Raw genomic sequence first — 12,089 nt, 5'->3', positions numbered from 1 at the left:
GAACCGATGAAGATCGATCTGAATTCCGACATGGGCGAAGGATTTGGCCCCTACCGGCTGTGCGACGACGAAGCGATGATGAAACTCGTCTCGTCGGCCAACATCGCCTGCGGTTTCCACGGCGGCGACCCCGAGATCATGGGGCGCATGGTCCGGCTCGCGAAGCTGAACGGCGTCGGCATCGGCGCGCATCCCGGCCTGCCTGATCGGCTCGGCTTCGGCCGGCGCGAAATACCGTTTCCGGCAGACGAGCTTCGCCAGCAGATGCTCTATCAGCTCGGCGCACTGATGGCGATCGCCAAAGCCGAGGGTGTCACGGTCTCCCATATCAGCTTCCACGCGGCGATGGGCAATATGGTCAATCGCGATCCTGTGCTAGCCGACCTGATGATGGATGCAATCGCCACGGTCGATGCCGGTCTCGTCGTCTTCGTCACCCATGGCAGCGAGATTCAGCGGGCGGCGAAACGCGCGCGTTTGAAGACGCTGGCGCTTTTCCTCGCCGACCGGGCCTATGACGCCGGCGGGAAACTCGTCGCGCGCGGGCTGCCTGGGGCCGTCATTAAGGATGAAGCCGCCGTACGTGCGCGTGTCCGACAATTCCTGCTCGACGGAACCGTTCAGACGATCGACGGAGCCGTAATCGCCATGCCGGCCCGCTCCATTCTCGTCCACAGCGACACGCCGGGCGCCCTGGAACTTGCCGGCATCGTGCGCGGCGAGATCGAAGCCACGGGTGCCGCGCTCGCGCCCGCCGCCGAACTCGCCGACTGACGCAATCCCGATCGCCTGCGGGCGGTCTCCCGTTCCCATCTCTCATCGAAGGACCATGTCGATGTCCGTCATCGCTGACCGCCTGAAAAACGTCTCCATCTCCGCATCCGCCGCCATGACCCAGCGCGCTAGGGAACTTGCCGCCAAGGGCATCAAGGTCGTCAGCCTGTCATCCGGCGAGCCGGATTTCCTCACCCCGGCGCACGCAATCGAAGCGGCCCATGCGGCAGCTCTTGCCGGCGATACGAAATATCCGCCGATGGACGGCACGCCGGCGCTGAAGGCCGCCATCATCCGGAAGTTCAAACGCGACAATAATCTCGACTACGATGCCAGCCAGATCGTCGTCTCCGGCGGCGGCAAGCAGGTGATCTTCAATGCCATGCTGGCCACCTGCAATCCGGGCGACGAGGTCGTTATTCCCACGCCCTCCTGGGTCAGCTATGCCGATATCGTCAAATTCGCCGGCGGCGTCCCGGTTCCGGTCCCCTGCTACGAGCAGGCCGGCTTCAAGCTGCGTCCGGAGGATCTGGAGGCGGCGATCACGCCGCGCACCAAATGGCTCTTCCTGAATTTCCCGAACAATCCCACCGGCGCGGCCTGCTCCCGGGCGGAGATGGCCGCCATCGCCGAGGTTATGCTGCGCCATCCCAACGTCTGGATCATGACCGACGACATCTACGAACACCTGGTCTATGACGACTTCCAGTTCTGCACGATCGCCGAAGTCGAGCCCAGGCTCTATGAGCGCGTTTTAACGATGAACGGCGTCTCCAAGGCTTACGCGATGACAGGCTGGCGGCTCGGCTTCTGCGCCGGGCCGAAAGACCTGATCTCCGCCGTCAGCAACGTCAACGGCCAGAATGGCGGCGGTATCGCGACGCTGACGCAGGCAGCGGCGACCGCGGCGCTTGATGGTCCTCAGGATCTCTTGAAGGAGCGTGCCGCGATCTACAAGGAAAGACGCGACTTCGTCCTCGACAGATTGTCTGAGGTGGAAGGGCTGCGGTGCCATCGGCCCGAAGGCGCCTTCTACATCTACCCCAATATCTCCGGGCTGATCGGCAAGACCAGCAAGGGCGGGCGAAAGATCGAGACCGACGTCGATTTCGTCATGGCACTCGTCGAAGAGCATCATGTCGCGACCGTGCAAGGGGCGGCTTACGGAATGAGCCCCTTCTTCCGTATTTCCTATGCGACCAGCATGGAAAAGCTCGGCGAAGGCTGCGAGCGTATAGCTCAGTTCTGCAGGGATATGCGCTGAGCGTAGCCTCCTCAGACTTTCAGCCGTGCCGTCAGCTCGAGAAGGATGTCGCGGACGGCAAGGGCCGGTTCCGACAGGGGATTCTGGTCGGAAACGCATAGCGACAGAGTTTCCTCGATCCGTGGTGAGACGAGCCGGCAGATCAGCGGCTCGCTCGATTCCGACACGATACGATCGGCAATGGCTTTCGGCATGATCGTCGCGCCGAGGCCGCTGCCGACCGCGCGGGCCAGCGTGCGGACGATTTCGACTTCGGCCACGACCTTCAGATTGGTGCGGGTGCGCGTGAAGGCGGTGTCGACTGCGCGGCGGACGAAATTATAGGCCGGCGGCAACAGCAGCGGTATTCCGTCGAGCGCATTGACCGGAACGGGTTTCGCATCCGCTTCGATGGCAAAGTCGCGATGCGCGACAAGAAAAAACTCTTCGCTGAGGATCGGTTCGAACCGGACGCCCTTGATCGGTCCGGTTCCGTGGAGAAGCGCCATCTCCAGCCGGCCGTTCATGATCATCTGGCTATAGGTCTGCCCGACGCTTTCGGTCAGATGCAGCAGGATGCCGGGATGGCGTTTACGGGTCTCCGCCAGGAGGTCGACCGATAGCGTGGCGGCACTGCTGAACGGCACGAGACCGACGGAGACGCGCCCGGCAAGCGAATTGCCGGCTGCCGACGCATCCGCTTGCGCCTGCTCCATCTGCCGAAGGATGATCTGCGCATGGCGATACACCGCATGCCCCGCATCGGTCATGCTGACGCCCTGCTGGCTGCGGATCAGCAGCTTGTGGCCGAAATGTTCCTCCAGTGCCGCAAGCTGCTGGCTGAGGGCGGGTTGGGCAATGTGCAAAAGATCCGCCGCTCGCGTGATGCTGCCGCTGTCGACGATCACGATGAAAGATTTGAGGCGTCTGATGTCCATGAGGATCGGGGTACCGTTCTGATGTGCGTGGCTTACATGTTTGCAGACGCGCAATGCTTTTGCAACGCGACATGGTCTCTGACAGCCCGAGGGACCGGTGATGCCGACATCACCTGTTTCTCTTCTTCGGCAGCCGTCTCGCCTCCATAACCGTTGCTTATTGCTCCAGAGATAATCGGTCTTAGGCAAGGGGTTAAAGCTTCGCTACTGTCTCGATCAACAACAAGGGAACGACAATGCCATTCTCCGACTACAAGACCGCACTGGTGACCGGCGCATCCTCCGGTATCGGCGCAGCCGTGGTTGAGCGGCTCCGCCGGGAGAACATCGAGGTCCATGCCATTGCCCGCAGCGCCGACGCGCTGCAGCAGCTGGCCGCACGCACGGGCTGCATCGCCCATGTCACCGATGTGACCGACCGTCAGGCCATGGCCGAGCTCACCCGCCGGGTGGAGTTCGATATTCTCGTCAACAATGCCGGCGTCGATCGGCCGAAGAAGTTCCTGGAAGCCGAAGAGGGCGATATCGATCTCATCGTCGACGTCAATCTCCGCGCAGTCCTGCATCTCTGCCGCCTGGTCGTGCCCGGCATGGTGGCGCGGGATCGCGGCCATGTCATCAACATCTCGTCGATCGCCGGCGCCTATAATTTCGGTGGCAACTCGTCCTATCACGCCGCCAAGGCAGGGGTGAGCATGCTGTCCAACCAGCTGCGCATCGACGCCTTCGGCAAGCGGGTGCGGGTCACGGAAATCTGCCCCGGCCGGGTCGCCACGGATATTTTCAATCACGTCCACGGCGATGACCCGAGCATCCGCGAACGGTTCATCGACGGCTTCGAACTGCCGCAGGCAGCCGATATAGCAGACGCGATTGCCTTCGCCATCGCAGCCCCCGTCGCCGTCAACATCGGACACATGGAGATCACGCCGACACTGCAGGTCATGGGCGGTCTGCAGACGGCAAAGCCCCAGACTCCGGCAAAGACGGCTCAATCCGGGGAGCCAAACCCGTGAGCGGTTTCGACCTTTCGGCAATCCTGGCAAATCCGGAATATACCGCCATGCTGCTGCATGGCATCGAGATGACCTTCATCATCTATGCCGGTTCCTGGTCGATGGCGATGGTGCTGGCGCTTCTGCTGCTGGCTTTGCGTTTGTCGCCCTTTCGCTTTGGCGATCCGTTAGTCGCCGCTTACGTCTCCTATCACCGCAACGTCCCCACCCTGGTTCAGCTGATGCTGTGGTATTTCGGGATTTTCACCCTGATGCCAAGCGGGGTGTCGTCGTGGCTCGCCATCCATAATGCCGAGGCCATTTTCGCGGTGATCGGGCTCGGCCTCTGCCAGGCGGCTTATTTCAGCGAGGATCTTCGGTCGGGCGTGCGCTCGGTCAGCCCCGGCCAGATGCAGGCGGCCCGCGCCCTCGGCCACGGTTATATCTCGGCGATGCGTTTCGTCATCATGCCGCAGGGCGTGCGCAACGCATTGCCGCCGCTCATCAATCACAGCGTTTCCCTGTTCAAGAACAGCAGTCTGGCCGTCGTCATCGGGGCCTCGGAACTGACGCATGCCGTCAAGGAAATCGAGAACCTCAGCTTCCGGACCTTCGAGATCTACCTGATCGGCACAGTTCTCTACCTTTTCTTCTCGCTCGTGATCATGAGCATCGGCGCCTATGTATCGATGCGCACCGATCCTGCCAGGAGTGCGCGCGCATGATCCACGACATGATCGCCATCGTCCGGGACTACTGGCTGCTGCTCTTGATCGGCCAATATCCGAACGGACCGCTCGGCGGGCTCGCCAACACGCTGATCCTGTCGGCGCTCAGCATCGCTCTCGCCTTTCCGGTCAGCATCCTCTTCGCATTGGCGCGGCTCTCCAAGTCGGCGCTGCTGCGCTGGCCGGTCACGGCACTCGTCTATTTCACCCGGGGCGTGCCGCTGTTGATGCTCATCCTGTGGAGCTATTTCCTGGTTCCGCTCATGACCGGCGCCGATGTGCCGAGCTTCGTCACGATGTTGACGACGCTCGTTGTCTATCAAAGCGCGTTCCTGAGCGAAGTGGTCCGTGCCGGCATCGTCGCGCTCGGACCGGGCCAGATGGATGCGGGGCGTGCGCTTGGCCACAGCTATATCGGTGCAATGCGCTTCATCATCCTGCCGCAGGCGCTCTACAACATGATCCCGAGCATCATCTCCACCTTCGTCTCGACGATCAAGGACACGACGCTCGGCTACGTGATCAACGTGCCGGACCTGACCTTTGCCGCAAGCCAGGTCAACAACCAGCTGCTGACGCAGCCTTTCCAGGTCTTCCTCATCCTGGCGATCGTCTACTTCGCCATCTGCTGGACGCTCACCCACTTCGCAAATCGCCTCGAGCGGCGCATCACGCGGCGGCGTGCGGGACTTTCCGGCCTTCCCGCCGCCTCTCTGGTCGCGCCATCGAAAATCATCTCGGAGCAGCTATGACCATGACAGTCCCAGCACAGGAACAGCAGACGATCCGGCTTTCCCAGGTCTGCAAGAGCTACGGCGACTATCCGGTCCTCAAGGATATCGATGCGCAGGTGGCGCGCGGCGAGGTCGTGGTCATCTGCGGACCGTCCGGCTCGGGGAAATCGACGCTGATCCGCACGATCAATCGCCTCGAAGAGATCAACAGCGGCTCGATCACGCTCGACGGGCAAAACATTCACGCCGCCATGCGGGCAAAGGAACTCAACGCGCTGCGCAGCCGGATCGGCTTTGTGTTTCAGAACTTCAACCTGTTTCCGCATCTTTCGGTGGTCGAAAACGTGTCGATGTCGCCGATCCGGGTGAAAGGCGTGGCGCCCGACGTCGCCGAGGAGAAGGCGCTCAAGCTTCTCGATCGGGTCGGTCTTGCCGACAAGGCCCGGGCCTATCCCGGTCAGCTGTCAGGCGGCCAGCAGCAGCGGGTGGCGATCGCCCGCGCCCTTGCCATGGAACCGCCGGTCATGCTGTTCGACGAGCCGACCAGCGCACTCGATCCCGAAATGGTCGGCGAAGTGCTCGCCGTCATGAAGAGCCTGGCGTCCGAAGGCATGACCATGCTCTGCGTCACCCATGAAATGGGTTTCGCGCGCGACGTCGCGGATCGGATCTGGTTCATCGATGCCGGCCAGATCATCGAAATGGCGACACCCGAAGAATTCTTCAACAATCCACGCCATCCCCGGGCTCAGCGTTTTCTCGCTGATCTCCGGCATTGATACCAACCACCAAAAACAAAGGAGAACAGCAATGAACTGGAAATGCCTAACCCTCACCGTCGCATTTGCCGGCATGGCGGCCGCCGTGCCCGCGAAAGCCGATCAGCTCGACAACATCATCTCGGCGAAAACCCTGCGCTGCGCGACATTCGCCGACGTTCCTCCCTTTGCCTCGCCCGATCCGAAGACCCGCGAAATGGCCGGTTTCGACGTCGACCTCTGCGGCGCTATCGCCAAGGAACTGGGCGTCAAGGCTGAAATCAAGCCGGTTTCGGTCGAGGCGCGTGTGCCCGAGGTCAAGCTCGGCCGCGTCGACATCACCGTTGCCAACCTTGCCTATACGCTCAGCCGCGCCGAGCAGATCCAGTTCAGCGATCCCTATTATCTCGCCAAGGAAATGCTGATCGTGCCGGCGGACGACGCCGGCAAGACGAAGGCCGATTTCGCCGGCCAGCGTATCGCTTCGACCAAGGGCTCGACGTCGGAAATGTCGATCAAGCTCAACAAATCCGATCCGCTGACCTTCCAGGATACCGCCTCGGCCTATCTCGCCGTCCAGCAGGGCAAGGCCCGCGGCATGGTGGCCAACACCATGACGACGACCAAGTTCGTCAATGAATCGAAGAGCAAGGGCAAGCCGATGCGGATGATCGAGGAGCCGATGCTCTACCAGCCGATCGGCATCGGCATGGCCAAGGATCAGCCGGCGCTGACCGCCAAGATCAACGAGATCCTTCGCAAGCTGGACACATCGGGCGAGATCAACAAGATCTGGGACAAGTGGCTCGGCCCGGATACCGAATACAAGATGAAGCGCACCGACAAGGTCGTATCGCTCTCCGAGCTGAAGTTCGACCCGATCCCTTAAGACCTCGGCATCGTCCGATGACGATATCCAAACGAAATCAGACGGCGGGACATGCCCGCCGTCGGCCAACGAAGGGAGGCATCCATGATCCATATTAAAGATATTGCCGAACGGCCAAGCAAAGCCGATATCGACGCCGTTTCCAAGTTTTCGCCCGCGACGATCCACGAAGCCCAAGGGCGCCGCGGAGCCCTTTCCTCCCGACTGAGGCCCGTCGACTACCGCATGAAACTCTGCGGTCCGGCCTTTACGGTGAAATGCGCGCCGCGTGACAACATCATGCTGCAGCTTGCCATCAATTACGCAAAGCCGGGCGATATCATCGTCGTCTCGGCGGGCGAATACGAAGAGGCCGGATCCTTCGGCGATGTCCTCGCCAACGCCTGCCTGGCAAAGGGCATCGGCGGTCTCGTGACCGACACCGGCGTGCGCGACACGCTTCAACTGAGGGAGCTTGGCTTCCCGGTCTTCTCGCTGAGCGTCTGCATCAAGGGAACAGTGAAGGAAACCATCGCGGCGGTGAACGACACGATCATCGTCGGCGGCGAAATCATCCATCCCGGCGACATCATCGCCGGCGATGCCGACGGCCTGGTGATCGTGCGTCGCCAGGAAGCGCAGGAAGTCGCCAGGCTGTCACAGGCCCGCGAAGATGCCGAGGCCGGCTATATCGCGGCATATAAGCAGGGTAAATCGGTCATCGAGGTCAGCAATCTCGAACCGGTGCTGACAGCCAAGGGCCTCGTCGTCGACATCTGACGCGACAGCGCAATAGCTATCAGCCCTGCCACCTTATAGGGCGGCTGGTCTTTTCGGCCAGCCGCCTTATGCAAAACTAGAACGGTTCAAACACTTTCGGGCGTGATCGTTTCAAAGGGAACCACGCGCTGAAGGATGGTTGTACTGTCGCGGTGTTCGAGCGCTGCGATCATCGTGGCAATCAATTCGTCTGATATCTGATCCAAGGGATGGCACAAGGCCGCCATGATCAGGCCTTCCGTCAGGCCCTTGCGCGTTTCCGGGCCGATGTCGCGGCAGACGACCCTGACCTGATCCCGTTTTTCGGCAGGGGCTTCGCGAAGAGCACGCAGCACCCCGGAAATTCCCCCTCCAACGATGAAAATGCCTCTGAGGTCATCGAGTTCGGAAAGCAGCTGGCTCACGATCCGGTAGGCTTCCTGCGGCTCCTCATGTGTCGGTCTGCTGTCATCGACCTGAAGATGGGGCGCGTGCTCGCGCATATAGGATCGAAAGCTCGCATCGGAGACATCCTGGCACTGATAACGATGATTGCCGATGAACACGGCGATCCGGCCGGGCATCGGCGTGGTCTGAGCCAGAAACCATGCAGCGGTCCGCCCGAGTTTCCAATTGTCGGTGCCGACGAAGCCGGCGCGATCCCTGGCGGACTGATCGGTTATATAGGCAACAACCGGCTTTCCCCTCTCCTTGAGGGATTGGATGGTCTGCCCGATTAACGGGTGGTCACCCGCAATGACAGCAACTGCATCACAGCGTTTTCCGAGCGCTTCGAGCCGATCTGCAATATTTTGTGGCTCGAGGACATCGACGAAATCGACCACAGCCACGATTTTCTCGTGCTGGCGTCTCGCGGCGGCTTCCGTGATCTTGGAGCCGAACAGCCGGTAAAGCTCGCGGCTTGACTGCTGGAGAAGAAAGCCGAAACGATAATTCGGCAGGAGCCGCTGCCGGCGGTCCTCGATCACGCCGCGGCCATAAAATCCAATCTCTTCCGCGGCATTTTGCACCCTCTCGATCGTTTCCGCACGCACTGCGCCGGCACCTCCGAGGATGCGGTTGACCGTGGCGATGCTGACGCCGGAGGCCTGGGCAAGATCGGCAATGGTCGGTCTCTTCATGATATATTTTGTTCCATTCTTGGATGAAACGAAATGATATATTAATTTCACAGAAACGCAATAGACATTCCATTTTCAGATGTCAGTTGATACAAATATTCCAGCGAGTTGGGAGCCTTGCTTTGAGGAATTGTTACTCTCGACCGCCTTTTTGGGAGGAAATCACATGAGTTTTTCAATGCGCGCCGTACGCGGGCTGCTGGCTGGCGCTGTTTTCGTTCTTGGCGCTTCTTCTGTCCTGGCTGCGAATATTGCCGTCGTCGGCGGCAAGACCGACGACGAATTCTGGAGCCGCATCAAGAAGGGCGTCGACGACGCCCGGCTCGTCGTCGAGAAGAACGGTGGCTCCGTCAGCTATCTGCAGCTGCAGACCTACGACAATCTCGGGCCTGACGCCGCACAGCTCGTCCGCACGGCCATCAGCCAGGGCGTGACCGGCATCGTGGTGCCCGACTGGGTGCCCGAGGCCGAAGACGAGGCCATCAAGGCTGCCGTCGCTGCGGGCATCAAAGTCATCCTCATGAATGCCGGCAACATCGACAAGGCTCGCGAGCTTGGCGCGATCAACTATGTCGGTTCGGATGAATACACGGCCGGCAAGGCAGGCGGCGAATATTTCGCGTCCAAGGGTGCGAAAAATGTCATTTGCGTCAATACGCTCCCGGGTGCGGCAAACCAGGAGGCCCGTTGCAAGGGTGTCATCGACGGCATCACCGGAAAGGGCGGCACTGGCAAGCAGCTGCCGTTGCCGGCGACCAGCTTCGGCGATCAGACGGCGATCGCCGAGGCCGTCAAGGCGACACTGCTCCAGGACGACACCATCGACGGCGTCCTCAATGTTGGGGCTTCCGATGCTGATGCGGCTGCGAGCGGGATCGCTCAGGCGAACAAGGTCGGCAAGGTCGCGCATGGCACCTTCGACCTCAATGCCTCGGGGCTTGCCCGCATCAAGGACGGTTCGCAGACCTTTGCGATCGACCAGCAGCCTTACCTGCAGTCGCTGCTGGGGGTTTCGCTTCTCGCCGCGCATATCGACTACGGCACCAACCTGCCGACCGCACCGGTGCTGACCGGCCCGGGCATCGTCGATACGTCGAACATCGACGCCACCCTGGCCGGCGTCAAGGAAGGCGCTCGCTGATCGTTCGAAACGGGCTCCGACCCGCGGAAAAATACGCGGGTCGAAGTCTATCGGGCGTGCGGACCACCGCGTCCGCACGCCTGGAGATTCACGCCCAAACTGGGATAGGCATATGAACAATCTTTCATTCGGCAACCTGTTGCGCCGTCCCGAGGCGGGTGCATTCCTCGGACTTGTCGGCGTCCTCCTGTTCTTCGTCGTGTTCGGCAGCACCAAATTCCTGGAGCCCGCCGGCGCCGCAAGTTGGCTCAACGTCGCCGCCAATCTCGGCATTATCGCTCTTCCCATCGGACTTTTGATGATCGCAGGCGATCTCGACATTTCGATCGGCGCGATGATCCCCGCCGGCTCCATGACCGTCGCGGTCCTCTCGGGCTACTACGATCTTCCCATATGGGTCGGAATGTTCGGTGCGCTTGCCTTCGGCCTCATCGTCGGGCTGGTCAACGGCTACCTCGTCGTGCACACGGCCGTGCCTTCGCTGATCGTTACGCTCGGCACCCTCTTTGCGGTACAGGGCCTGATGCTTGGCACCTCGGTTCTCGTCACCGGCACGACGAGCGTGGCACTGACGGCCGACCCTTGGGCAAAGTTCCTTTTCGGGCAATTCCTGGGCGGATCGTTTCAGGTGATCATTCTGTGGTGGGTGGCCATCACCGCGATCTTCATCTTCTTCATTCACTTCTCGCCTTACGGAAACTGGATTTTCGCGATGGGCGGCGACAAGGTCAGTGCCCGCAACGCCGGCATTCCGACGACCCGCCTGACGATGGTTCTCTTCGTCCTCTCGGCGATGAGCGCGTCCTTCGTCGGCATGTGCCAAGCCATCCTGTTCAATTCCGCGCAGGTTTCGGGCGGGATGACATTCATCTTCAACTCGATCATCTCGGTCGTCGTCGGAGGTGTGCTGCTGACCGGAGGCTTCGGGTCGGTGATCGGGATCTTCTTCGGCACGATCACCTTCGCCGTCGTCAACCAGGGCATCTATTTCACGACCTTCGACCGCAATTGGTCGAGCCTGATCATCGGCGTGATGCTGCTCGTGGCCGTCCTGATGAACAATACGTTCCGCCAGATGGCGCTGACCTATTCACCCAAGAAGAAGAAGTGAGAGCTGAGACATGGCTGGCCCAATTCTTGAACTTGAAAACGTCAACAAGTCCTTCGGCCCGATCGATGTGCTCTACGACATCACATTGAGCGTTCATCCCGGTGAAGTGCTTTGCCTGCTGGGTGACAACGGCGCGGGAAAGTCCACCCTGATCAAGACCTTTGCCGGTGTCTACAAGCCGACGAGCGGCACGGTGAAGTTCGAAGGCCGGCCGATCGTCTTCCAGAATCCGCGCGAAGCTGCAGACCTCGGCATCGCAACGGTGCATCAGTTCGGCGGCACCTTTCCGCTGATGAGCATTGGCCGTTCGTTCTTCGTGGGGCGGGAGCTGACCAAGGGCTTCGGACCGTTCAAGATCTACGACCGCAAAGCCGCAAATGAAATCGCCGTCAAGGCCGTGCGCGAGTTCGGCATCACCCGTATCGACGATGGCGATCGCCTGATCGGCGGTCTGTCGGGCGGGGAGCGGCAATCCCTGGCAATCGCCCGAGCCGTCCACTTCGGCGCCCGAGTGCTGATCCTCGACGAGCCGACCGCGGCTCTCGGCGTCAAGGAGGCGGCGCATGTGCTGCGCATTGTCCTGGAAGCGCGCCGTCGCGGCCTCGCCGTCATTTTCATCACCCACAACGTCATTCACGCCATGACGGTGGGAGACCACTTCGCGGTGCTCATCAAGGGTGCGAAGGCGGCAGATTTCCGCAAGGGCGAAAAGACACGCGAAGAGATCACCGACCTGATGGCAGGAGGCGAGGCCATGGCCGAACTCGAAGCCGAAATCGAAGCGTATTCGACGGCGCACAGCGGACATCCCCCGCCGGTCTGAGCGACCGCCGCAACGGATGAACTCCAGAAACTCTAATGAGCTCGCCTACGCCGGCGGGATGGCCCAGCACAATCA

The 12,089-nt window shown here is 61.0% G+C and carries 13 protein-coding genes; 11 read left to right on the top strand and 2 right to left on the bottom strand.

Annotated features, from left to right (window positions below):
- The first annotated feature begins 6 nt into the window (after positions 1–6).
- On the top strand, positions 7–774 hold the full coding sequence (locus FHT69_RS16645; protein WP_028758231.1) for a 5-oxoprolinase subunit PxpA: 768 nt from the start codon (positions 7–9) through the stop codon (positions 772–774).
- Positions 775–835: 61 nt separating this feature from the next.
- Complete coding sequence (locus tag FHT69_RS16640) at positions 836–2,038, top strand: pyridoxal phosphate-dependent aminotransferase (RefSeq protein WP_183905647.1); 1,203 nt, start codon at positions 836–838, stop codon at positions 2,036–2,038.
- A gap of 11 nt (positions 2,039–2,049) precedes the next feature.
- Here the strand turns inward: FHT69_RS16640 and nac are convergent, their stop codons facing one another.
- Positions 2,050–3,009 carry a nitrogen assimilation transcriptional regulator NAC gene (gene nac, locus FHT69_RS16635; RefSeq protein WP_028759096.1) on the bottom strand — a complete coding sequence of 320 codons (960 nt, stop codon included), beginning with the start codon at positions 3,007–3,009 and terminating at the stop codon, positions 2,050–2,052.
- Between the two features lie 182 nt (positions 3,010–3,191).
- Here nac and FHT69_RS16630 point away from each other — a divergent pair, with 182 nt between their 5' ends.
- The 6 genes from FHT69_RS16630 (at position 3,192) to FHT69_RS16605 (ending at position 7,818) form a co-directional block, all read left to right on the top strand.
- Positions 3,192–3,971, top strand: a complete 780-nt coding sequence (locus FHT69_RS16630) for an SDR family oxidoreductase (RefSeq protein ID WP_183905646.1) — start codon at positions 3,192–3,194, stop codon at positions 3,969–3,971.
- Complete coding sequence (locus FHT69_RS16625; RefSeq protein ID WP_097542529.1) at positions 3,968–4,675, top strand: amino acid ABC transporter permease; 708 nt, start codon at positions 3,968–3,970, stop codon at positions 4,673–4,675. Before FHT69_RS16630 ends, FHT69_RS16625 begins: the two co-directional genes overlap by 4 nt.
- Entirely contained in the window at positions 4,672–5,430 is a 759-nt protein-coding gene (locus tag FHT69_RS16620; RefSeq protein WP_028755771.1) for an amino acid ABC transporter permease, read from the top strand. The genes FHT69_RS16625 and FHT69_RS16620 overlap by 4 nt, the downstream gene beginning before the upstream one ends.
- Positions 5,427–6,191 carry an amino acid ABC transporter ATP-binding protein gene (locus FHT69_RS16615; RefSeq protein WP_028755772.1) on the top strand — a complete coding sequence of 255 codons (765 nt, stop codon included), beginning with the start codon at positions 5,427–5,429 and terminating at the stop codon, positions 6,189–6,191. The genes FHT69_RS16620 and FHT69_RS16615 overlap by 4 nt, the downstream gene beginning before the upstream one ends.
- Positions 6,192–6,222: 31 nt before the next feature.
- Positions 6,223–7,059, top strand: coding sequence for an ABC transporter substrate-binding protein (locus FHT69_RS16610; RefSeq protein ID WP_028755773.1), 837 nt, complete (start codon positions 6,223–6,225; stop codon positions 7,057–7,059).
- An 84-nt stretch (positions 7,060–7,143) separates the two neighbouring features.
- Positions 7,144–7,818 (top strand): 4-carboxy-4-hydroxy-2-oxoadipate aldolase/oxaloacetate decarboxylase, encoded by a 675-nt coding sequence (locus tag FHT69_RS16605; RefSeq protein WP_183905645.1) that lies wholly within the window; start codon positions 7,144–7,146, stop codon positions 7,816–7,818.
- Positions 7,819–7,904: 86 nt separating this feature from the next.
- On the opposite strand, the gene FHT69_RS16600 is transcribed toward FHT69_RS16605, so the two are convergent.
- Positions 7,905–8,942 (bottom strand): LacI family DNA-binding transcriptional regulator, encoded by a 1,038-nt coding sequence (locus FHT69_RS16600; protein ID WP_080759874.1) that lies wholly within the window; start codon positions 8,940–8,942, stop codon positions 7,905–7,907.
- Positions 8,943–9,105: 163 nt separating this feature from the next.
- On the opposite strand from FHT69_RS16600, the gene FHT69_RS16595 reads away from it, so the two are divergent.
- The 3 genes from FHT69_RS16595 (at position 9,106) to FHT69_RS16585 (ending at position 12,014) form a co-directional block, all read left to right on the top strand.
- On the top strand, positions 9,106–10,080 hold the full coding sequence (locus FHT69_RS16595; protein WP_028755776.1) for a substrate-binding domain-containing protein: 975 nt from the start codon (positions 9,106–9,108) through the stop codon (positions 10,078–10,080).
- 112 nt (positions 10,081–10,192) lie between these two features.
- Positions 10,193–11,191, top strand: a complete 999-nt coding sequence (locus FHT69_RS16590; RefSeq protein WP_028755777.1) for an ABC transporter permease — start codon at positions 10,193–10,195, stop codon at positions 11,189–11,191.
- A 10-nt stretch (positions 11,192–11,201) separates the two neighbouring features.
- Positions 11,202–12,014 (top strand): ATP-binding cassette domain-containing protein, encoded by an 813-nt coding sequence (locus FHT69_RS16585; RefSeq protein ID WP_028755778.1) that lies wholly within the window; start codon positions 11,202–11,204, stop codon positions 12,012–12,014.
- The last annotated feature ends 75 nt before the right edge of the window (positions 12,015–12,089 follow it).

The organism is Rhizobium sp. BK008 (assembly GCF_014197345.1).
Lineage (GTDB): Bacteria > Pseudomonadota > Alphaproteobacteria > Rhizobiales > Rhizobiaceae > Rhizobium > Rhizobium anhuiense.
This window is presented reverse-complemented; position numbering and strand designations above follow the sequence as displayed.

Excerpts from the sequence above, each read along its gene's own strand:
- FHT69_RS16645 (WP_028758231.1), top strand. The coding sequence starts at position 7 with ATGAAGATCGATCTGAATTCCGACATGGGCGAAGGATTTGGCCCCTAC.
- FHT69_RS16640 (WP_183905647.1), top strand. The coding sequence starts at position 836 with ATGTCCGTCATCGCTGACCGCCTGAAAAACGTCTCCATCTCCGCATCC.
- FHT69_RS16630 (WP_183905646.1), top strand. The coding sequence starts at position 3,192 with ATGCCATTCTCCGACTACAAGACCGCACTGGTGACCGGCGCATCCTCC.
- FHT69_RS16620 (WP_028755771.1), top strand. The coding sequence starts at position 4,672 with ATGATCCACGACATGATCGCCATCGTCCGGGACTACTGGCTGCTGCTC.
- FHT69_RS16615 (WP_028755772.1), top strand. The coding sequence starts at position 5,427 with ATGACCATGACAGTCCCAGCACAGGAACAGCAGACGATCCGGCTTTCC.
- FHT69_RS16610 (WP_028755773.1), top strand. The coding sequence starts at position 6,223 with ATGAACTGGAAATGCCTAACCCTCACCGTCGCATTTGCCGGCATGGCG.
- FHT69_RS16605 (WP_183905645.1), top strand. The coding sequence starts at position 7,144 with ATGATCCATATTAAAGATATTGCCGAACGGCCAAGCAAAGCCGATATC.
- FHT69_RS16595 (WP_028755776.1), top strand. The coding sequence starts at position 9,106 with ATGAGTTTTTCAATGCGCGCCGTACGCGGGCTGCTGGCTGGCGCTGTT.
- FHT69_RS16590 (WP_028755777.1), top strand. The coding sequence starts at position 10,193 with ATGAACAATCTTTCATTCGGCAACCTGTTGCGCCGTCCCGAGGCGGGT.
- FHT69_RS16585 (WP_028755778.1), top strand. The coding sequence starts at position 11,202 with ATGGCTGGCCCAATTCTTGAACTTGAAAACGTCAACAAGTCCTTCGGC.